A 20043-nucleotide genomic window follows, 5' to 3' on the forward strand; every position below is an offset into this window, starting at 1 on the left:
CGCCGGCCCCGTGGTTCGGTACCGCCCGTCACCACCAGTGCGCCTGGAGTAAACGCATGGCATCCCTGCTGCTGTCCCGCCGCGACGTCGAGTTCCTGCTGTACGAGTGGCTCGACGTCTGTGCGCTCACGTCCCGGGAGCGGTACGCGGACCACTCCCGCGAGACCTTCGACGCGGCGCTCGAACTCAGCGAGCAGATCGCGACGCGGCACTTCGCCCCGCACAACAAGAAGAACGACGCGCAGGAGCCGACCTTCGACGGGGAGCGGGTGCACACCATCCCCGAGGTGAAGGAGGCGCTCAGGGTCTTCGGCGAGTCAGGGCTCATCGCGAGCGCCATGGACTACGAGGTGGGCGGCGGGCAGCTGCCGTCGGTGGTCGCCGACGCGTGCTTCGCCTGGTTCCAGGCCGCGAACGTGGGTACGTCCGCGTACTCGTTCCTCACGATGGGCAACGCGAACCTCATCCTCGCGCACGGCTCGAAGGAGCAGATCGACACCTACGTGCGCCCCATGGTGGAGGGCCGCTTCCTTGGCACGATGTGCCTCTCGGAGCCGCAGGCGGGATCGTCGCTCGCCGATGTCCGTACGCGGGCCGAGCGGCAGGAGGACGGGACCTACCGCCTCTCCGGGAACAAGATGTGGATCTCCGGCGGCGAGCACGAACTGTCGGAGAACATCGTGCACCTCGTGCTCGCCAGGACCCCCGACGGTCCTGCCGGCGTGAAGGGCCTGTCGCTGTTCATCGTCCCCAAGTTCCTGGTCCGCGAGGACGGTTCGCCGGGCGAGCGCAACGACGTGGTCCTGGCGGGCCTCAACCACAAGATGGGCTACCGGGGCACGACGAACGCTCTCCTCAACTTCGGTGAGGGCGCCCACCGGCCGGGCGGCGCGCCGGGCGCCGTCGGATACCTCGTCGGCGAGGAGAACCGCGGGCTCGCCTACATGTTCCATATGATGAACGAGGCCCGGATCGGCGTCGGCCTCGGCGCCACCGCTCTCGGCTACACCGGCTACCTGCACGCCCTCGACTACGCCCGCACGCGCCCGCAGGGCCGCCCCCTCGCGGGCAAGGACCCGGCCGCCCCGCAGGTCCCGATCCTCGCGCACGCCGACGTCCGCAGGATGCTGCTGGCCCAGAAGGCTTACGTGGAGGGCGCGTTGGCGCTCACCCTGTACTGCGGGCGGCTGCTCGACGAGCAGCACACCGGCGCCACGCCCGAGGCCCGCGCCGCCGCCAGGCTGCTGCTCGACGTGCTCACCCCGATCGCCAAGAGCTGGCCGTCGCAGTGGTGCCTGGAGGCCAACAGCCTCGCGATCCAGGTGCACGGGGGCTACGGCTACACCCGCGAGTACAACGTCGAGCAGTTCTACCGGGACAACCGGCTCAACCCCATCCACGAGGGCACGCACGGCATCCACGGTCTCGACCTGCTCGGGCGCAAGGTCGTCATGGACGGCGGGGCCGGGCTTCGCCTGCTCGTGGAGCGGATCACGGCGACGACCGCCCGCGCGGCCGAAGCCGGCGGAGAGGCTGCCGAGTACGGCGCCCTGCTCGACACCGCGGTACGCCGTGCGGTCGCCGTGACCCAGCGCCTGTGGTCGACCGGCGACCCGGAGACCGCCCTGGCCAACGCGAGCGCCTACCTCGAAGCCGTCGGGCACGTCGTCGTCGCCTGGATGTGGCTGGAGCAGCTGCTCGCGGCGGCGCCCGGCAAGGAGGCCGTCCACGAGGGCAAGCGCGGCGCGTGCCGCTACTTCTTCCGGTATGAACTGCCCAAGACCGAGGCTCAGTTCAGCCTGCTGGAGTCCCTGGACCGGACGGCCGTCGACCTCGCGGAGGACGCCTTCTGACCGGCTGATCGGCGCGGCGGCCCGTCCACCGCAGAAGGAAGACGGAGCAGACGGCCGCGAACGCGCACCACGTCGAGACGAACTCCCACCGCCACAGCGCGACACAGACCGCCGCGCCGGCCGCGACCAGCACACCGAGCAGCACGAGGCCGCGGTCGGCGGACAGGAGCAGCGAGCCGACCGTGGCCAGGAGGTACCCGGCGACCAGGAGCCCGGCGTGCGGCAACCCCAGGGTGTACCCCACGGTGTGACCGCGGATCTCGGCCGTCACCGTCCGGGTCGCCAGGGCGTACGTGAGTCCCGCCGCGGTCACGGCCCCGGCCGCGAGCGGGATCAGCAGCCGACCGCGGGCGCGGCGGGGCGCCGCGCAGATGACCCCGGCGGGCACCCACAGCGCCAGGACCGGGAGGGCGATCACGGCCCAGGCCACAGTGGCGGGCCCCGACCCGCCCCCGGATCGCCACAGGACGGACTCGACGATCTGATGGGCGCCAAGCAGCAGCGGCAGCGCGGCGAGCGGCAGGTCGCGGGGCCGCCGGGCGCGGACCGCCCGTGCGACGCAGCCGGCTCCCACGGCGGCGGTCGCGGTGCCGGCCACGAGGTCGGCCGTCGCGCTCCAGCACATGCCACATCACCACGGTTCCGGGTCGCGCGCCGACGCCCGTCGCCGTCCGCGGTGCGGCCACGCTACGACGCCGCGTGCCGCCACCGGCCGCGCCGACACGGCGTGCGGCGGGATAAGGGAGTTGAGGAGCATCGGGACTTGGGAGCGGACCCGTGGAGACGACGAAGGACCCCGCCTCTACGATGGCCCGATGACGTCGATCAAGAAGTTCCAGGTCACCTTCGACTGCGCAGAACCTGAGCGCGTCGCCCGTTTCTGGTGCGAGGTGCTGGGGTACGTCGTGCCGCCGCCCCCGGAGGGGTTTGCCACTTGGGACGATTTCGAACGCACGCAGCCGCCCGAGCGTCAGGGCGCGGGGTTCGTCTGCATGGATCCCACTGGTGTTGGCCCGCGCATGTATTTCCAGCGGGTTCCCGAAGGCAAGGTCGTCAAGAACCGGGTGCATCTCGACGTGCGGGTCGGCACCGGGCTCGAAGGCGAAGAGCGCCTGGCCGCGCTTGAGGCCGAATGTGCCCGGCTGATCCCGCTCGGCGCGGCACGCGTGCAGCTCCTGCTCGCCGATGAGTACAACGAGTCGTGCCTCGTGATGCAGGACATCGAGGGCAACGAGTTCTGTCTCGACTGAGGGCCCGCGAACGGCGCCCACGGGGTGGCCTAGGGGCTTTCGTTTGGATCAGGCCGGGTCAGGGAGCGGGGGCATGGGGGTGCCCCCTGCTCGAGCGAAGCCGAGAGCTTGGGGGAGTCGGCGAGTGACGACAACGCGGCGAGGTGCGGTGCCAGACCCCGCGAGCCCGGCATGATCCAAACGAGAGGCCCTAGCTGGCCCAGAGTCCGCGTACATGCCCGAGGTGGCGGGTCATGACCGCGCGCACCGCGTCCTCGTCACGGGCGACGAGGGCGTCGAGGATCTCCAGGTGCTCCTCGGCCGACGCCTCCAGGCGACCTGCCTCCACCAGCGCGTTCAGCCCGTAGAGCCGGGAGCGCTTGCGCAGGTCGCCGACCACCTCGACCAGGTGCTCGTTGCCTGAAAGGGCGAGCAGCCCCAGGTGGAACCGGATGTCCGCCTCGACGTACGCGATGAGATCGCCGGCCACCGCCGCGTCGACGATCTCCCGCGCGACGGGGCGCAGGGCCTCCAGGGCCGCGAGGTCGGCGGTGGTGGCGAGTTCCGCCGTGGTCGGGATCTCGATCAGCGAGCGGATGTGCTTGTACTCGTCGAGCTGCTTCTCGGAGACGGCCGTGACCCGGAAGCCCTTGTTCGGCACCGCGTCGACGAGGCCCTCCTTCGCGAGGTCGAGCATGGCCTCCCGTACCGGCGTCGCGGACACCCCGAAGCGGACGGCGAGGGTGGGCGCCGAGTACACCTCACCGGCCCGCAGCTCACCCGCGATCAGTGCGGCGCGCAGCGCGTCGGCGACCCGCTCGCGGTAGCTGCTGCGCGTCCCCCCGAGGCTGGGCAGGGCGGGAGCGGCGGACTGGGCGCTGCGCCGGTCGGCCATGGGGTGGTCCTCCTAGATGACATGTCACGTTCCACAAGTATCCCGTGGCAGGTGGAGTGCTGCGGGACGAGTGTCAAAGGCCTGGCGCTAGAGGACGAATCCCGCCGGAAAGGGATCGTCCGGGTCGAGCAGGTACTGGGCGGTGCCGGTGACCCACGCGCGGCCGGTGAAGCTGGGCAGCACCGCCGGGGTCCCGGCCACGTCGGCGGTGCCGAGCAGTCGGCCGGTGAACTGGGTGCCGATGAACGACTCGCTCACGAACTCGGTGTGCAGGGGAAGTTCGCCCCGCGCGTGCAGCTGTGCCATGCGCGCGCTCGTTCCCGTGCCACAGGGTGAGCGGTCGAACCAGCCGGGGTGGATCGCCATCGCGTGCCGGGAGTACCGGGCGGTCGCCCCGGGCGCGTACAGATGGACGTGATGGCAGCCGCGGATGGACGGGTCCTCGGGGTGTACGGGCTCGTCCTTCGCGTTGATCGCGTCCATCAGCGCGAGGCCCGCCGCGAGGATGTCGTCCTTGCGTTCGCGCTCGAAGGGCAGGCCGAACCGGTCGAGGGGCAGGATCGCGTAGAAGTTACCGCCGTAGGCCAGGTCGTACGTGACCGTGCGCCCGTCGGCGAGCGTGATCTCGCGGTCGAGGCCGACGGAGAAGGACGGCACGTTCCGCAGGGTGACGGACTTCGCCGCGCCGTTCTCCACGGCGACTTCGGCGACGACGAGCCCGGCGGGCGTGTCCAGGCGGATGGTGGTGACCGGTTCGACGACCTCGACCATGCCGGTCTCCACGAGGACGGTGGCGACGCCGATCGTGCCGTGCCCGCACATCGGGAGATAGCCGGAGACCTCGATGTAGATGACGCCGTAGTCGCAGTCGGGCCTGGTCGGCGGCTGGAGGATCGCTCCGCTCATCGCGGCGTGTCCGCGCGGCTCGTTCATCAGGAGCTGCTTGATGTCGTCGCGGTGCTCACGGAAGTACAGGCGGCGTTCGTTCATCGTGGCGCCGGGAACGGTGCCGATGCCGCCGGTGATCACCCGTGTCGGCATGCCCTCGGTGTGCGAGTCGACCGCGTGCAGGACGAGTTTGCTGCGCATGTCGGAAGCTGCTCCTGGGAGTGGACGGTGGGGTGGGTGAGTGCGGTCGGGCGGTCAGACGAGTCCGGCGGCGACCGCCTCTTCGGTGGCGGCGCGCACCGCCTTCTCCTGGTCCGGCATCAGCGGCATGCGCGGCGGGCGGCAGGGGCCTCCGTGGCGGCCGATGATGTCCATGGACAGCTTGATGGCCTGGACGAACTCGGGCTGTGAGTCCCAGCGCAGGAGCGGGTGGAGCCGGCGGTAGAGGGCGGTCGCGGTGGGGAGGTCGCCGGACACGGCGGCGCGGTACAGCTCGACGGACGCGGCGGGCAGCATGTTCGGATAGCCGGCGATCCAGCCCTTGGCGCCGGCCAGGGCGAGTTCGAGCAGGACGTCGTCGGCACCGATCAACAGGTCGAGTTCCGGGGCGAGTTCGGCGATGCGGTAGGCCCGCCTCACGTCTCCCGAGAACTCCTTGACCCCGTGGACGAACCCCTCGCGGTGCAGCTTGGCGAGGAGCTCGGGCACCAGGTCGACCTTGGTGTCGATGGGGTTGTTGTACGCGACGACGGGGAGGCCCACCGCGGCCACCGCCTCGTAGTGGGCGAGGACGGCACGCTCGTCGGCGCGGTAGGCGTTGGGCGGGAGCAGCATCACGGAGGCGCAGCCGGCGTCCTTGGCCTGCTCGGCCCAGCGGCAGGCCTCGCCGGATCCGTAGGCGGCGACGCCGGGCATCACGCGCTCCCCGCCGACGGCGGCGACGGCGGTCTCGACGACCTTCGCGCGCTCCTGCGGCGTGAGCACCTGGTACTCACCGAGGGATCCGTTGGGCACGACGCCGTCGCAGCCGTTCTCGACGAGCCAGGCGCAATGCTCGGCGTATCGGGCGTAGTTGACGGACAGATCGTCGTTCAGCGGGAGCGGCGTGGCTACGAGAACGCCGTGCCAGGGGCTGCGCTCGGACGTGGTCATGGGCTGTTTCTCCTTCGTGGCGTACGACGGTGCGGTGGGCGGGTGCGCTTCACTCGTCGGGCAGGTCCTCCCCCGTCCGGGCGAGCACCCCAAGGGGTACGGGGCGGGCGAACGGCCTTCTGGACGGGCGCAGTTCGCATCCCGCGAGCCCGGCGACCGCCGGTCCGCACATGCGGCCCTGACACCAGCCCATTCCGGCCCGGGTCAGCAGTTTCACGGTGCGCACGTCCGTGGCCCCGAGTTCGGTGACCGCCTCACGGACCGACGAGGCTGTCACCTCCTCGCAGCGGCACACGACGGTGTCGCCGGTGACCTGCTCGGCCCATTGCGCACGCGGCACGAAGACGGCGTCGAGCGTGGCACTGAACTCCCGTGTCTGTGTACGGGACTTGGCTGCCGCCGCCCACGTACGCGGGTCGGGTTCGCGACCCGCGAGCCGTGCCGCGGCGGAGCAGCCCGCGATGTGCCCCTCGGCGAGCGAGAGGGCGGCGCCGCCCACGCCGGTGGCCTCGCCCGCGGCCCATACCCCGTGGACGTCTGTGCGCTGCTCGTCGTCCACGGCCACGGCGGTCCCTTCGAGGCCGCAGCCGAGGGCCTCGGCGAGGTCCGTGTGCGGCAGGAGGCCGTGGCCGACGGCGAGGGTGTCGCAGGCGATGACCTGCTCGGAGCCCGGCGCGACCCGCCCTTCGCGGTCGAGCGCGGCGATGGTGACGGCTTCGAGCACGGCGTCGCCGTGCGCTTCCACGACGGCGTGCCGGGCCTTCAACGGCACGCGGCGACACATCAGTTCGGCGAGATACCCGGCGCCTTCGACCAGCTTGTCCGGGTGGGCGAAGAGCGTGCGCGCGTGCCGGGTGACGTGCTTGGGCCCGGCGGATTCGACCAGTGCGGCGACTTCGGCACCGGCCGCGGCCAGCCCGGCGGCGACGGGCAGCAGCAGCGGCCCCGTGCCCGCCACCACGGCCGTGCGCCCCTGGAGCACGAGTCCACCTTTGAGCATGGCCTGCGCGCCGCCCGCGGTGATCACACCCGGCAGTGTCCAGCCCGGGAAGGGAAGCACCTTCTCGTAGGCGCCGGTCGCCAGGATCACGGCGTCCGCACGTACCACGGACGGCTCTTCCTGCGCGGGGCCGAGCAGCGCGTGCACGCGGAAGCCCGCTTCGTCGTCGAGCCGTTCCACGCACCACACATGATGATCCGTCAGATGAGTGATGCGGCCCGCCCCGACCTGCGCGGCCAGCCCGTCCCGCAGGCGCTCCCAGGTCCGCCACTGGTGGTGCAGCGCCTGTGGGCGTCGGGCGCCGAGTTCCTCGGCGGGCTGGCGGTAGAACTGGCCGCCCGCCTGCGCGCCCGCGTCGATCAGTGTCACGCGGCTCCCGCGGAGGCTCGCGGCGAGTGCGGCGGCGAGTCCGGCGGGCCCGGCCCCGATCACCGCGAGCGTGGGCGTCGTGCCTTCTTCGGTCCCTTGACCGGGGCTACGGCTCATCGCCCCTCCCCCTCCGACGCCTTGTCGTGACCGGTCCCGTGCTGCGTGCGGATGTCGTCGCCCGCTTCTGCCCTTACGAGACAAGCCCGTTGGTTGGGCCTGCCGTTGACGGTGACCAGGCAGTCGAAGCAGACGCCGATGCCGCAGAAGACCCCCCGCCGCTCGCCCGTGCCGCGCGTGGTGCGCCAGGCGGTGACGCCCGCCGACCACAGCGCCGCTGCGACGGTCTGCCCGGGCAGCACCGCGATCTGCGCGCCGTCGAACGTGACGGTGTGCGCGGGACCGGGCTCGGCCCTGACGAGATCCAGTGGTGTGCGCTTGCTGTTCACGACGCCTCCTCGGGGAACCGGTCCGGGCGAAACGGCGCGAGCGCGGGGTCCGGACCTCCGCCGCCCAGCACCTGGGCGATCAAGTGCCCGGTCCCCGCGGCGAGTCCGATGCCGGCACCCTCGTGCCCGCACGCGTGGAAGAGCCCGGGTACGCGTGCGTCCGGCCCGATCGCCGGCAGGTGATCCGGCATGTAGGGGCGGAAGCCCAGGTAGGACCGCATCACACGGACGTTCTCCAGGAAGGGGAACAGGCGTGCCGCCCCCGCCGCGAGGGACCGCACGACGGGCAGGGAGAACGTGGGGTCGAAGCCGACGCGTTCACGGCTCGCGCCGATCAGCACGGGACCGGCCGCGGTGCCCTCGACGACCGGCGAGGTCTGCAGCGCCGCGGAGTCGCTCGCGACGTCGGCCACGTAGTCGGCGGCGTACACCTTGTGCCGGACCAGGCGCGGCAGCGGCTCCGTGACGAGGACGAAGCCGCGCCGCGGCAGCACCGGCAGGTGGACCCCGGCAAGGGCGGCCAGCTCACCGCCCCAGGTGCCTGCCGCGTTCACGACGGCGGGGGCGTGGATCTCACCCCGGCCGGTGCGGACGCCTCGGACGGCTCCGTCCGCGCCCCGGAGCACCGCGGTGACGGGCGCGCCGGTCAGCAGCCGGGCCCCCGCCGCGCGCGCAAGCCGTACGAGGTGCGCGGCGGCCAGCGTGGGCATCACCTGGGCGTCCTGCGGATAGTGGACGCCGCCCGGCATTCCGGGGGCGAGTTCCGGTTCGAGTGCGTAGAGCTCGTCGGCTGTGACGGCGCGCGCGTCGACACCGGCGTCGCGCTGCCGCACGGCGAACTTCTCCAGTGCCGCCAGGCCTTCGGCGGTCGACGCCACGACGACGCCGCCCTTGGCCTCGAACTCGACGGCCTCGGCCACGCCCGGTTCGGCGGCGAGCTCGGACCACAGCCGGGCGGAGAGCAGGGCGAGCTCGAGCTCGGGGCCGGGTTCCTTGTCGGAGACGAGCAGGTTCCCCTCGCCCGAACCGGTGGTGCCGCCGGCCACGGGGCCGCGGTCCACCAGGACGACGGAATGCCCCGCCCGCGCCGCGTAGAGAGCACAGGCCGCGCCCACCATTCCGGCGCCGACCACTACAACATCGCAGGTCAGCCGCGTAGTCACGACTGTACTATGTCACATGTTCCCAGACTCGCCAAGGACCACTAGGCTGACGGACAGGTCAGTCGAAACCAATGCAGAAAACAGCAGAAGGGTGCACCTTGTCCTCCTCCGACGCCAGGTCACAGCCCACGTCTCAGCCCACGTCTCAGCCGACGTCCCAGCCCGAGGCCCAGCCCCGGTCCGGGGGACGTAAGAACGGCCTCTACGCAGGCCTCTCGGACGAGCTCTCCGCCCTGATGCGGACGGGCTGGGCCGACACCGAGCAGCGCGACCTGTCACAGGACGAGCAGGCGCCGCACGCCGCGCGCCGCCGCACCGCCCTGTCCGCCCGCTTCCCGGGCGAGCGGCTGGTGATCCCGTCCGGCAACCTCAAGATCCGCTCGAACGACAGCCATTACCCCTTCCGCCCCTACTCGGCGTATGTGCACCTGACGGGCGATCAGGCACGGGACAGCGCCGTCGTGTTCGAGCCGCGCGCCGGCGGCGGCCACGACGTCCACCTCTACCTGCTCCCCCGCGACAGCCGGGACACCGACGAGTTCTGGACCGGCATGACGTCCGAGCTGTGGATGGGCCGGCGCCGCAGCCTCGCCGAGTCCGAACTGGTCCTCGGCCTGCCCTGCCGTGACATCCGCGACGCCGCCGCCGAGCTGTCGGCCGCGCCCGAGGTGCCGACCCGCATCGTCCGCGGCCACGACCCGGCCCTGGAGGCCGCCGTGACGACGGAGGAGGAGCGCGACGCCGGACTCGAGGAGGCGCTGTCCGACCTGCGCCTGGTCAAGGACGAGTGGGAGATCGGCGAGCTGCGCAAGGCCGTCGACTCCACGGTGCGCGGTTTCACCGATGTCGTACGGGAGTTGGCCACGGCGATCGCGACCTCGGAGCGCTGGATCGAGGGCACCTTCTTCCGCCGCGCCCGCCTGGAGGGCAACGCCCTCGGCTACGGCTCGATCTGCGCGGCCGGCGAGCACGCCACGATCATGCACTGGGAGCAGAACGACGGCCCCGTGCGCCCCGGCGAGCTCCTGCTCCTCGACGCGGGCGTGGAGACGCACACCCTCTACACCGCGGACGTGACGCGCACCCTGCCGATCAACGGCACGTTCACACCGCTCCAGCGCAAGATCTACGACGCGGTGTACGAGGCCCAGGAGGCGGGCATCGCCGCCGTGAAGCCGGGTGCGGCCTACCGCGACTTCCACGACGCGGCCCAGCGCTACATGGCGGGCAAGCTCGTCGAGTGGGGACTGCTGGAGGGTGACCCCGAGCGGGTCTTCCAGCTCGGTCTCCAGCGGCGCTTCACGATGGCGGGCACCGGCCACATGCTCGGCCTCGACGTCCACGACTGCGCGGCCGCGCGCACGGAGTCGTACGTGGGCGGCCCGCTGGAGCCCGGCATGTGCCTGACGGTCGAGCCCGGTCTGTACTTCCAGCCGGACGACCTGTCGGTGCCGGAGGAGTACCGGGGCATCGGCGTGCGGATCGAGGACGACATCCTGGTCACGGCCGACGGCACGGAGAACCTGTCGGCGGGCCTGCCCCGGTCGGCGGACGAGGTCGAGGCATGGATGCGCACGCTCGCGGGTGAGCGGTAGAGACCGCGCAGCTGCGACAACAGCCCGAAGGGGCCCGGCCGTCGGAACGGCCGGGCCCCTTCGGGCTGTCGAGGCTTACGCCGTCGGGACCGGGTAGGTCGGGTACTCCACCCCGGAGACGTGCTGGACGACGCGGATGACCTGGCACGAGTAGCCGAACTCGTTGTCGTACCACAGGTAGAGGATCGCGTTGTCGCCGTCGACCTTCGTGGCACCGGCGTCCACGATGGAGGAGTGGCGCGAGCCGACGAAGTCCATGGAGACGGCGTCGGGGGCGGTGGTGAAGTCGATCTGGCGCTTGAGCGGCGAGTTCAGCGAGACGTCACGGAGGTAGTCGAGGACTTCCTCGCGGGTGGTCTCGCGGCCGAGGCGCAGGCTGAGGATCGCGATCGAGACGTCCGGGACGGGGACGCGGATCGAGCTGCCGGTGATCGGCGCCTTCAGGTCGGGCAGCGCCTTGGCGACGGCGGAAGCGGCGCCGGTCTCGGTGATGACCATGTTGAGCGGCGCGGAGCGGCCGCGGCGGTCGGCCTTGTGGTAATTGTCCAGCAGGTTCTGGTCGTTGGTGAACGAGTGGACGGTCTCCACGTGGCCGCGCAGCACGCCGTACTCGTCCTCCATCGCCTTCAGCGGGGGGACGATCGCGTTGGTGGTGCAGGACGCGCAGGACAGAATCTGCTCGTCCGGCTTGATCATGTCGTGGTTGACGCCGTGCACGATGTTCGGGACGTCGCCCTTGCCCGGAGCGGTCAGGACGACCTTCTCGACGCCGGGGCGGAGGTGCTTCGAAAGACCCTCGCGGTCGCGCCACTTGCCGGTGTTGTCGATCAGGATGGCGTCGTTGATGCCGTACGCCGTGTAGTCGACCTCGGACGGGTCGTTGGCGTAGATCACCTTGATCTCGTTGCCGTTGGCGACGATCGTGCTGTTCGCCTCGTCGACCGTGATCGTGCCGTTGAACTGGCCGTGGATGGAGTCACGGCGCAGCAGCGAGGCCCGCTTGACGAGGTCCTGGTCGCCACCGCCGCGGACGACGATGGCGCGCAGGCGCAGGCCGTTGCCGGAGCCGGCCTTCTCGATGAGCAGGCGGGCGACGAGGCGGCCGATGCGGCCGAAGCCGTAGAGGACGACGTCACGCGCCTGGCGGCGCTCGATCTTGTTCTCACCCGTGGCGCCGGAGACGGCCTCGGCGGTGAACTCCGCCACCGACAGACCGCGATCGTCGGTCCGGTACGCCTCGGCGAGCAGGCCGATGTCGATCTGCGACGGGCCGAGGTCCAGCGCGGCGAGCGCCTCCAGGAACGGCATCGTCTCGGTGACCGACAGTTCCACGCCGGCGATCTGGCGGGCGAACCGGTGGGTCTTGAGGATGCTCACCACCGACTTGTTCACCAAGGAGCGGCTGTGGAGCAGGACGGTGACGTCGCGCTCCCTGTGCATCTTCCCGATGACCGGGATCATCGACTCCGCGATCTCCTCGCGGTTCTTCCAGTTGGTGAACGAGTCGTCTTTGACAGTCACAGGTTTATCTTTCGAGCTAGGCGGCGCTCATATGCTAACCCGCCGCCATTTTGATCGTTCAAACGGTCCCCCCGAGCTTGATCGCCTGACTCTGAGTGACCCCCGGCCACCCGACCGTGCCTCCACATCCGTGCCGATGTTGTGCAACTTTGCAGGCAGCTCCATAGAACCCGGACGAGCCCGCCCATCTCGCTCCGGAGCAACCGCCGACCCCGTGATAACACGTAGTGATCAGATTCGAAGGAGATGACGACATCATGGGTATCTTCAGCCGTCGCCACACCGCGACCCTCGAGCCGACGCCGGCTGTCGGCCCCAGCACGCCCTTCCCGGGGACCCCGGCACCCAGGCCCACGCTCGACCCGGCGCTTCGCGCACTTACCGGAGAGTGGACGATCGACCGCCCGCACAGCCGCATCGGATTCTCCGTACGGCATGCGATGGTCACGACGGTGCGCGGCGCGTTCGGCGAGTACGAGAGCAAGCTGCACTTCGACGGCGCCCGGCCCTCCGAGTCGAGGGCCGAACTCGTCATCCAGGTCGCCAGCGTCGACACGGGTGTGGAGCAGCGGGACGCCCACCTCATCGGCGCCGACTTCTTCGACGCACGCCGTTTCCCGGAGATGGTGTTCCGCAGCACCTCCACGGTCCACGACGGCGGAGAGACCTTCCGCATGGCGGGCGACCTGACCATCCGCGGCGTCACCCGGCCCGTCGAGCTGCAACTCGACTACCTCGGTTCGGTCCTGGACCCCTTCGGCTTCGAACGGGCCGGCTTCGACGGCACCACCAGCATCGACCGCACGCAGTGGGGCCTGGTGTACAACCAGCGCCTGGAGGCGGGCGGCACCATGGTGAGCGAGAAGGTCCGGCTCCAGTTCGACATCTCCGCGATCCGGTCGACGCCCCTGGCGTAGCGCCCGGCGGGGCGACGGTGACGGGGGCGACGACCGGGTCGCCCCACGGCCCACCATGGGCAGCGGTCACTCCGGTCGAGCCCGATGAGGGGTCGTGCCCCGAATCGCCGAAGCCCGAGCCGCCGCCCAGCCCCAGTCCCCGTCAGAGCTGCACTCCTTGATTCCCGGCACATGCCGTGCCGCCCACCGCAGCGTCGATCGCTGCAGCGGACGGCACGGCGTTGCTCAGTACGCCTCGCCCACGGCCGCCCTCGGCTCGGGCTCCTCCCGCTCCGGGCGCGGGTAGGACGGCTGGACACGGAGCGCGCGGGCCGCCCAGTTCGGCAGGTACCAGTTCCAGGGGCCGAACAGGGAGACGAGGGAGGGAACGAGCAGCATCCGCACGACAGTTGCGTCCAGAAGAATGCCGAGGCCGAGGCCCGTGGCCAGGGTCTTGAGGTCGGTGCCGGGGCCGGAGGCGAGCGCGGCGAAGGCGAGGAAGAGGATGAGGGCGGCGCTGGTGACGAGCCGGCCCGTGCGGCCGATGCCCTCGATGACGGCGGCATCGGTCGAGCGCCCGGCGTCGTACTCCTCGCGGATGCGGGACAGGATGAACACTTCGTAGTCCATCGACAGTCCGAACAGGAACGCGAAGATCATGATGGGGATCCAGAAGGTGATGGCCCCGGTGGCCGCGACGCCGAAGACCGCGCGGGAGCCGCGACCGTCCTGCCAGAAGATCACCATCAGCCCGAGCGTCGCCGCGAGCGAGACCAGGTTGAGCAGCACCGCCTTGAGCGGCAGCAGCAGGGAGCGGAAGGCTCGGGCCAACAGCACGTAGGTGAGCAGCGCGATGATCGTGAGCATCAGCGGGAAGGTGCCGTAGACGGCGTGCAGGAAGTCGATCTGGGCGGCACCGATACCGGCGACGCCGATGACCCCGGGAAGGTTCTCGCTGACGCTCTTGACCCGCTTGACCACGTCGACGCTCTTGGAGTTCACCGTCTCGCCGTCCGGGACGACCACGACGATGCTCGTTCCGGCACGGTTGCCGGCCGGCCCGGAGGGGACGAACGCCCCGCTCACACCGTCGACTTCGGCCAGCCGGTCGGCCACCGGTCGAGCCCGGCCGGCACTGACCAGGACCTCCATCGGAGTCAGCGCGCCCGTCGGGACACCACCGCGCTCCAGCATGGTCAGCGTCGTGTGCCCCGGCCCGCTCCTGGCCAGTGATTCGGAGGACGCGTGGCCGATCCTGATCCCGAGGAAGACACCGGCCAGAGCCGCAAGTGCGGCCAGCGCGGCGCCTGCCGCGATCCAGCGGCGCCGCACCACGGCGGCTGTCCACCGGCTCCAGGCGCGGCTCGCCCGGCTCTCGTGGCGGATCCTGGGCCAGTCGACCCGTGGCCCGATGCCCCCCAGGATCGCCGGCGTCAGGGTGAGCGTCGTCATGACGCTCGCCAGCGGGATGAGCGCCCCGCCGTACCCCATGCTGCGCATGAACGGGACCGGCAGGACGACCAGGGCGAGCAGGCCGATGGCCACCGTCACACCGCTGAACACCACCGCGTGCCCGGCCCGTTGCATCGCGACCACGACCGCGTCGTGAGGGTCCCGGCCACGGTCGCGCTCCTCGCGCCAGCGGGTCACGAACAGCAGCGAGTAGTCGATCGCCACGCCGAGGCCGATGAGGGCGACCAGGAACTGCACGATGAACGACACGTGGGCCACGTACGTGAGTGGCAGCAGCATGACGAAGGTGGCAAGGATCGACACCGCGGCCACCAACAGCGGCAGCAGCGCGAGGAAGGAGGCGAACACGAAGGCGAGCACGGCGAGGGCGCCGACAGCACCGAGGAGGGTCTCCCCGAGCACCCCCGGACCACCGCTGTCGTCGCCCCCCGAAGCCAGCACGTCCTGGCCCGTCACACCGACCGACGCGCCGGCCGGCATGACCTTCTCCGCAGCCGAGTGGATCGGATCGGTCAGCAGCTGCTGTCTCAGCGACGGGTTGAACCGGTAGAACACCAGCGCATACGCGGTGCGGTCGTCCTTCGTCCGGAAGGCCTTGTCACCGGTGTTCGCCTCATCGATCACCCGCACGCCGGGGACAGTGTCCCCGACCGCCGTGAACACCCGGCCGACATCGGCCTCGCTGCCGGTGACCGTCTGCCCGGCCGGCAGCGTGACCGAGACCAGGTACGGACTGGTGTCGCCGCCACTGCCGAAGGACTGCTTGATCTGGTGCGCCGTCACCGTGCCCGGCTGGCCCGGCAGTGAGAAGTCGGTCGTCAATCGATGCGTGGTCCGGCCGACCAGCAGCACGCCGGCGATCAGTACCAGTCCCCAGAACGCCACGACCGCCTTGCGATGCCGCAGAACGAACTCGGCCCACCGTCGCATTCCGGCCTCCACAAGCCATCGGGTGCGCGAGTCTAACCGCTATGCACCCTTCATCAGTGTTCGCGTAGATCAATCCCTTTCATTCCACCCGCCACACGCCAGCACATCGCCCAAAACGACCAACGCACATGCCACGCTCATTGGCCGATCAGCCAAGCATTAGCCAGTGGGTTATGAGATCTTCCCTGGCAGATGCAAGATATGAGGTGTTGTTGTTCGGGAGGCGGACGTCACCGCCCCGGCCCAGGCCCACAAGGCGAGGTCCCATGGTCATGCGCACCCACGACGGCAGCGCCGGAGATGTCGACCACGGCAGCGTCGGCTCCGGATACGCCCACTACCGCCGCCCCGACGAACGCATCGCCCAGGTCATCGCCGAGGCCATCGGCGATGCGCGCACCGTCCTCAACGTCGGTGCGGGAACCGGCTCTTACGAGACCGCGGCGCGCACGATCACGGCGGTGGAGCCCTCCCTGGCCATGCGCGCCCAGCGCCCCGCCCAGCTCGCCACCGCCATCGACGCCGTCGCCGAAGACCTCCCCTTCGCCGATGAGCAGTTCGACGCGGCGATGACCCTCTTCAGCGTCCACCAGTGGACCGACGTCGAGGCCGGGCTGCGCGAGCTTCGACGCGTCAGCCGCGGCCCGGTCGCCGTACTGACCTGCGACCCGGCACGCGTACGCGACTTCTGGCTCTACGAGTACGCCCCCGACGTCCTCGATACCGAGGCCCGCCGCTATCCGCCCCTGCACCAGCTCACCGCCGCGCTCGGCGGCACCACCACCGTCCAGTACATTCCCATCCCGCTGGACTGCACCGACGGCTTCAACGAGGCGTACTACGGGCGCCCCGAACTCCTCCTGAACCCCGCCGCCCGACAGGCCTGTTCGGCCTGGAGCTTCATCGACGACCGCGCCCGCCAGGACTTCGACATCTCGCTGCGCCGCGCCCTGGGCTCGGGCGCCTGGGACGAGGCCTTCGGCCACCTCCGCAGTCGGCCCACCTACGACGGATCGCTCGTTCTCCTGCGGAGCACCCCGTGACCGCGGCCATGGGGTGAGCACGAGTTCCGGGCACACCCGGGCATCAGCCCGGAAATCCCCTCGCGAGGGCCGTCACCCCCAGGCCGACCCGCGCACAACAGAGTGCGGGGACCGCCCGGCCCGCGCCGCGGCAAGCGCCTCCTCGACGGACGGCCGCTCGGCATCCCAGTCCCTCGCCGACCAGCTGTCCCCCGCACCGACGATCTCCCCGCCCCGCCCGGCGTCGACGTACACGAACGAGCCCGTGACCACGGCAAGCACCATGTCGTCAACCATCTCGAGCAGGCTCGCGGAACCGTCGTCACAGGCATCGCACCCGCAGTCCGGAACCGTCTCCAGCGCCACCGCGGGATCGCCCGCCCCCAGCACGAGAACCGTCCTGGGGACCTTGTCGATGGCGGAGAACCCGAAGACGAGAGGGACGGCACCGGCGCGCACCGGCCGTACGCGGACCGCACCGCCGACGGTCACACCGGGCTCCCGCCGCCAGATCGCCGCCGGATCGGCAACCGGCTCCGCCCGGCCCATCCCGAGCCGGGTCAGCGCCCGCGTCCATGCCTCGGCGCGGGCGGCAAGAATGCGGTACTTGCCCGGGTCCGAACACCGCGAGTATTCCGCGTCCCGCACTGCACCGTCGGGATGCGGATCAGGCCAGGGCGGGGTGTCCGCCCCGGTGACGGCGAACTCCTCGTCGACCGCCCGACGGAGCATCAGCTGATCCATACGGGCACCATACGGTGCCGCGATCACCACGGTCACCCCGCGAGACGATCACCCCACGAGCGACTCCACGCGGCGCATCACGTCACGGCAGAAGGCCCCGACGCCCTTCGGGTCGTCGGTGAACTGCGAGGGCTTGATGCAGAAGGTGGTGAAGCCCGCAGCCAGCTGTTCGGGGATGCACTCCAGCGCCTGGTCCAGGTCGGCGCACGACCGGTCGTCGGGGAAGACCGCGCGGGTGCCCCCGATCATTTCCAGGTCGGCGATGTCACGCCCCGCGGAGGCCATCGCATCCGCCAGCTTCTTCATCTCCTCGGGCGTCGGACGGCCGAGCGGATTGAAGGCATGCCCGTGCCGGACGATCCTCCGCACCATCGCGTCGTGCATCCCCGCGCCGCCGAAGCACAGCCGGGGGCCGTCGGGGCGGTGGGCCTTCGGCTCGAAGTAGACGTCCTGGAAGGGGAAATACTCGCTCTCGTGCGAGACGGGGGACGGGCCCCACACCTTGGCCCAGATCTCCAGGTGCTCGTCCAGCAGCTTGCCGCGCCGGGTGAACGGCACGCCGAGGGCGGCGTATTCGTCGCGGCTCCAGCTGACGTTGGGCAGCACCATCAGCCGGCCTTCGGAGAGGAGGTCGAGGGTGCCCAGTTCGCGGGCGAGCAGGAGCGGGTGGCGCAGCGGCGCGATCACCGCGGACGCGGCGAGCCGCACCCGCTGCGTGACCGAGGCGATGGCGCTGAGCAGCATGAGGGAGTTGGGCCAGGGCATGTACGGGTCCTGGTTGCCCGGCAGCGCGTAGTCGCGCGGATTGCCCATGACGCCGTTCGCCCCGGCGTCCGGGCCGAGGACGACGTGCTCACTGATCATGACGGAGTCGAAGCCGGCGTCCTCGGCCTCGCAGGCCCAGCGGACCACGGCCGGCAGATCCGCGCGGCCGCCGGTCATGGTCCAGTTCTCGCTGAGGACGAGCTGCATGCGGGGTGTGGGCATCGTGGGCATCGGTAGGTCCTTGTGGTCCATGCGGCGCGGACAGAATTCGTTTGAGATCAAACAATAAGGTCGGGGGTACGGGCCGGCGAGGGTCCGGAACAGATGTGTACTCAGCCAGGGTTGCAGGCCCCTGGCACCGCACCGGTTGCGGCCGCGGGCTCCGCACCCGTTGCGGCCGCGGGCTCCGCACCGGTTGCGGCCGGCGACCGAGCCACGCGGTCGAGGAATCCGTCCACCAGCGCGTGGGCCCGCCGGCGCGCCTCTTCGCGCAGCTCGCGGGTACGGTCCAGCAACTCGTCCGGATCAAGCCCGAGGCCGCGCGCCTGGTCGTACAGGCCCAGGTCGAGCCACCTCCGCAGGGTCGCCTCGGTGAGTTCCGGATGGAACTGGACACCCAGCGAGCGGCCGGTCCGAAACGCCTGCGGACCGACCGCACTGCGCGCCAGTTCCTCGGCCCCGGGCGGCACCACGAACCGGTCGAAGTGGGTCTGGAACCAGGGGCGGATCGAGATCTTCGGCGGGACCTTCTCGAACGTCGCGTCGTAGCGCCAGGCCTCGGTGGCCGTGGCCTCCTTCTTGACGTCGGTGATCTGGACGACGCCAGGAGCGTCCGGGAGCTGGTCGAGCATGGCCGTCACGACGGGCTCGCCCCAGTGGCGGGCGAACTCCGCGTGCGCCGGCGCTTCGAGGTGCTGCCCCCGGAAGACGAGCATGCTGTACTCCAGGAACGCCTCCCGAAGCGTGGTGAGCGTGGCGTCGTCCAGGCGCCACCCGAGGCGGACACCTTCCACCGACGCGCCGATCGACCCGGTCAGGGGTGTGATCTTAAGAGCCATGGCTTCCTTCGCAATCGTCGTCGACTGGGATGGGACTCAATCCCGTCCCTCCGGGATTCACGTCGACAAGAATAAAGAAGCCGCGAGCACTGTCAACCCATTGAGCCGAACCCGGCTCAGTCCGATGTTTCGGTGGCTTCGATGGCCACCAGGGCCGCGTCACGGACCCGCTCGATGCGGCTCTCGGCGATCCGGACCACCAGGGCGACCTCACCCGCCGCCACCGCGGCCCGAAGGGCGTGCCAGCTCTCGAGGGACCGCGGAATGTTCCCCGGATGATGCGCCAGGCCCATGCGCACATACCGGAATGTCTGGAGGGAGACGGACTGCAACAGGTCCGCGAGGGTCTCGTTGCTCGCCACCGCCGCGATCGACGAGTTCATCAGGAACGTCGCCGTCGCATAGTCGTCCGCGGACTCGGTGATCGACCGTTCGACCGCCGGCAGGTGGGCGTTCAGAACCGCGAGCAGCCGCTTCGGGTCCTGGTTCATCTCCTCCCGGAGGAGCATTCCGTACAGCGCGATCCGGACGTCGAAGACGTTGCGCACTTCTTTGGCTGTCGGCGCGGTGACGAGCGCACCCCGCCGCGCCTGGAACTCGATGAGCCGGTCCCGCTCGAGGATGCGCAGTGCCTCGCGGACCGGGGCCCGGCTGACGCCGAGGATCGCGCAGATGTCCTGCTCCAGCAGGCGCTGACCCGCGTGCACGAGGTCGAAGGCGATGGCAGAGGCCAGCCGGGCAGCGATCTGCTCGGCTAGGGAGACCGCCACCTCCGTGTTGGCGCGATGCCGGAGCACCGACTGCTCCACGGCCGTCATCCGTTGGTCACGGGGCAGGAGCAGCCCGGACAGGTCAGGCAGGTCCTGCGTCCGTTTACGTGCCAAGGCGCGGCCCTCTTCCTCGCTCGGTATCGTCGGTCAACGTCAACACCGACCGCGCGGACCTACATTACCGGTCCCTGTGGGAGTCCGGAGTCTGCCGACGGCCATCCGGCCAACGCTCGATCGTACCGTTGGGACAGCTGCCGAACGATCGTCGGCCCCT

At 70.7% G+C, this 20043-nt stretch carries 18 protein-coding genes; 5 read left to right on the forward strand and 13 right to left on the reverse strand.

The features are described from left to right. Positions 1 to 56: 56 nt before the first annotated feature. On the forward strand, positions 57 to 1853 hold the full coding sequence (locus tag AC07EJ_RS11710) for an acyl-CoA dehydrogenase (RefSeq protein WP_478884130.1): 1797 nt from the start codon (positions 57 to 59) through the stop codon (positions 1851 to 1853). Here the strand turns inward: AC07EJ_RS11710 and AC07EJ_RS11715 are convergent. After that, on the reverse strand, positions 1795 to 2478 hold the full coding sequence (locus tag AC07EJ_RS11715) for a DUF6629 family protein (protein ID WP_478884131.1): 684 nt from the start codon (positions 2476 to 2478) through the stop codon (positions 1795 to 1797). The two genes, AC07EJ_RS11710 and AC07EJ_RS11715, sit on opposite strands and share 59 nt — an antisense overlap. Positions 2479 to 2668: 190 nt before the next feature. Between AC07EJ_RS11715 and AC07EJ_RS11720 the strand changes: the two genes are divergently transcribed. Continuing rightward, a complete protein-coding gene (locus AC07EJ_RS11720; protein WP_478884132.1) occupies positions 2669 to 3103 on the forward strand; it encodes a VOC family protein in 435 nt (144 codons plus the stop codon). A gap of 190 nt (positions 3104 to 3293) precedes the next feature. On the opposite strand, the gene AC07EJ_RS11725 is transcribed toward AC07EJ_RS11720, so the two are convergent. The 6 genes from AC07EJ_RS11725 to AC07EJ_RS11750 all read right to left on the reverse strand — a co-directional run bounded on the left by AC07EJ_RS11725 (position 3294) and on the right by AC07EJ_RS11750 (position 8995). After that, positions 3294 to 3977, reverse strand: a complete 684-nt coding sequence (locus AC07EJ_RS11725; protein ID WP_389476553.1) for a GntR family transcriptional regulator — start codon at positions 3975 to 3977, stop codon at positions 3294 to 3296. Positions 3978 to 4064: 87 nt separating this feature from the next. Further along, on the reverse strand, positions 4065 to 5066 hold the full coding sequence (locus AC07EJ_RS11730) for a proline racemase family protein (protein ID WP_478884133.1): 1002 nt from the start codon (positions 5064 to 5066) through the stop codon (positions 4065 to 4067). A gap of 54 nt (positions 5067 to 5120) precedes the next feature. Continuing rightward, a complete protein-coding gene (locus AC07EJ_RS11735; protein WP_393581615.1) occupies positions 5121 to 6017 on the reverse strand; it encodes a dihydrodipicolinate synthase family protein in 897 nt (298 codons plus the stop codon). 49 nt (positions 6018 to 6066) lie between these two features. Further along, the gene (locus tag AC07EJ_RS11740) at positions 6067 to 7503 is read right to left on the reverse strand and encodes an FAD-dependent oxidoreductase (RefSeq protein WP_478884134.1); all 1437 of its coding nucleotides are present in this window, start codon (positions 7501 to 7503) and stop codon (positions 6067 to 6069) included. Then, on the reverse strand, positions 7500 to 7832 hold the full coding sequence (locus AC07EJ_RS11745; protein ID WP_389476560.1) for a (2Fe-2S)-binding protein: 333 nt from the start codon (positions 7830 to 7832) through the stop codon (positions 7500 to 7502). Before AC07EJ_RS11745 ends, AC07EJ_RS11740 begins: the two co-directional genes overlap by 4 nt. Then, the gene (locus AC07EJ_RS11750; RefSeq protein WP_478884135.1) at positions 7829 to 8995 is read right to left on the reverse strand and encodes an NAD(P)/FAD-dependent oxidoreductase; all 1167 of its coding nucleotides are present in this window, start codon (positions 8993 to 8995) and stop codon (positions 7829 to 7831) included. The genes AC07EJ_RS11745 and AC07EJ_RS11750 overlap by 4 nt, the downstream gene beginning before the upstream one ends. Positions 8996 to 9231: 236 nt before the next feature. On the opposite strand from AC07EJ_RS11750, the gene AC07EJ_RS11755 reads away from it, so the two are divergent. Then, a complete protein-coding gene (locus AC07EJ_RS11755; protein ID WP_389476942.1) occupies positions 9232 to 10590 on the forward strand; it encodes an aminopeptidase P family protein in 1359 nt (452 codons plus the stop codon). A 75-nt stretch (positions 10591 to 10665) separates the two neighbouring features. Here AC07EJ_RS11755 and AC07EJ_RS11760 read toward each other — a convergent pair whose 3' ends face one another. After that, complete coding sequence (locus AC07EJ_RS11760; RefSeq protein WP_389476564.1) at positions 10666 to 12111, reverse strand: glyceraldehyde-3-phosphate dehydrogenase; 1446 nt, start codon at positions 12109 to 12111, stop codon at positions 10666 to 10668. 257 nt (positions 12112 to 12368) lie between these two features. On the opposite strand from AC07EJ_RS11760, the gene AC07EJ_RS11765 reads away from it, so the two are divergent. Further along, positions 12369 to 13028 (forward strand): YceI family protein, encoded by a 660-nt coding sequence (locus AC07EJ_RS11765; protein ID WP_478884136.1) that lies wholly within the window; start codon positions 12369 to 12371, stop codon positions 13026 to 13028. Positions 13029 to 13253: 225 nt separating this feature from the next. Here the strand turns inward: AC07EJ_RS11765 and AC07EJ_RS11770 are convergent, their stop codons facing one another. Further along, complete coding sequence (locus tag AC07EJ_RS11770) at positions 13254 to 15410, reverse strand: MMPL family transporter (RefSeq protein ID WP_389476568.1); 2157 nt, start codon at positions 15408 to 15410, stop codon at positions 13254 to 13256. 272 nt (positions 15411 to 15682) lie between these two features. Here AC07EJ_RS11770 and AC07EJ_RS11775 point away from each other — a divergent pair, with 272 nt between their 5' ends. Then, positions 15683 to 16453 carry a class I SAM-dependent methyltransferase gene (locus tag AC07EJ_RS11775; protein WP_389476570.1) on the forward strand — a complete coding sequence of 257 codons (771 nt, stop codon included), beginning with the start codon at positions 15683 to 15685 and terminating at the stop codon, positions 16451 to 16453. Positions 16454 to 16525: 72 nt separating this feature from the next. Here the strand turns inward: AC07EJ_RS11775 and AC07EJ_RS11780 are convergent, their stop codons facing one another. The 4 genes from AC07EJ_RS11780 to AC07EJ_RS11795 all read right to left on the reverse strand — a co-directional run bounded on the left by AC07EJ_RS11780 (position 16526) and on the right by AC07EJ_RS11795 (position 19883). Beyond that, on the reverse strand, positions 16526 to 17176 hold the full coding sequence (locus tag AC07EJ_RS11780; RefSeq protein WP_389476572.1) for a DUF6226 family protein: 651 nt from the start codon (positions 17174 to 17176) through the stop codon (positions 16526 to 16528). Between the two features lie 48 nt (positions 17177 to 17224). Further along, the gene (locus tag AC07EJ_RS11785; protein ID WP_389476574.1) at positions 17225 to 18172 is read right to left on the reverse strand and encodes a TIGR03619 family F420-dependent LLM class oxidoreductase; all 948 of its coding nucleotides are present in this window, start codon (positions 18170 to 18172) and stop codon (positions 17225 to 17227) included. 101 nt (positions 18173 to 18273) lie between these two features. Then, positions 18274 to 18999, reverse strand: a complete 726-nt coding sequence (locus AC07EJ_RS11790; RefSeq protein ID WP_478884137.1) for a TauD/TfdA family dioxygenase — start codon at positions 18997 to 18999, stop codon at positions 18274 to 18276. 116 nt (positions 19000 to 19115) lie between these two features. After that, complete coding sequence (locus tag AC07EJ_RS11795; RefSeq protein ID WP_389476578.1) at positions 19116 to 19883, reverse strand: GntR family transcriptional regulator; 768 nt, start codon at positions 19881 to 19883, stop codon at positions 19116 to 19118. Between the last annotated feature and the right edge of the window lie 160 nt (positions 19884 to 20043).

The sequence above is a fragment of the Streptomyces sp. NPDC045026 genome, from assembly GCF_056432625.1.

What these genes read in the sequence shown, in the direction of transcription:
- AC07EJ_RS11720 (WP_478884132.1), top strand. Translation starts at nt 2,669, where the DNA reads ATGACGTCGATCAAGAAGTTCCAGGTCACCTTCGACTGCGCAGAACCT.
- AC07EJ_RS11725 (WP_389476553.1), bottom strand. Translation starts at nt 3,977, where the DNA reads ATGGCCGACCGGCGCAGCGCCCAGTCCGCCGCTCCCGCCCTGCCCAGC.
- AC07EJ_RS11755 (WP_389476942.1), top strand. Translation starts at nt 9,232, where the DNA reads ATGCGGACGGGCTGGGCCGACACCGAGCAGCGCGACCTGTCACAGGAC.
- AC07EJ_RS11790 (WP_478884137.1), bottom strand. Translation starts at nt 18,999, where the DNA reads ATGGCTCTTAAGATCACACCCCTGACCGGGTCGATCGGCGCGTCGGTG.
- AC07EJ_RS11765 (WP_478884136.1), top strand. Translation starts at nt 12,369, where the DNA reads ATGGGTATCTTCAGCCGTCGCCACACCGCGACCCTCGAGCCGACGCCG.
- AC07EJ_RS11785 (WP_389476574.1), bottom strand. Translation starts at nt 18,172, where the DNA reads ATGCCCACGATGCCCACACCCCGCATGCAGCTCGTCCTCAGCGAGAAC.
- AC07EJ_RS11730 (WP_478884133.1), bottom strand. Translation starts at nt 5,066, where the DNA reads ATGCGCAGCAAACTCGTCCTGCACGCGGTCGACTCGCACACCGAGGGC.
- AC07EJ_RS11775 (WP_389476570.1), top strand. Translation starts at nt 15,683, where the DNA reads ATGCGCACCCACGACGGCAGCGCCGGAGATGTCGACCACGGCAGCGTC.
- AC07EJ_RS11735 (WP_393581615.1), bottom strand. Translation starts at nt 6,017, where the DNA reads ATGACCACGTCCGAGCGCAGCCCCTGGCACGGCGTTCTCGTAGCCACG.
- AC07EJ_RS11710 (WP_478884130.1), top strand. Translation starts at nt 57, where the DNA reads ATGGCATCCCTGCTGCTGTCCCGCCGCGACGTCGAGTTCCTGCTGTAC.
- AC07EJ_RS11780 (WP_389476572.1), bottom strand. Translation starts at nt 17,176, where the DNA reads ATGGATCAGCTGATGCTCCGTCGGGCGGTCGACGAGGAGTTCGCCGTC.
- AC07EJ_RS11770 (WP_389476568.1), bottom strand. Translation starts at nt 15,410, where the DNA reads ATGCGACGGTGGGCCGAGTTCGTTCTGCGGCATCGCAAGGCGGTCGTG.
- AC07EJ_RS11740 (WP_478884134.1), bottom strand. Translation starts at nt 7,503, where the DNA reads ATGAGCCGTAGCCCCGGTCAAGGGACCGAAGAAGGCACGACGCCCACG.
- AC07EJ_RS11715 (WP_478884131.1), bottom strand. Translation starts at nt 2,478, where the DNA reads ATGTGCTGGAGCGCGACGGCCGACCTCGTGGCCGGCACCGCGACCGCC.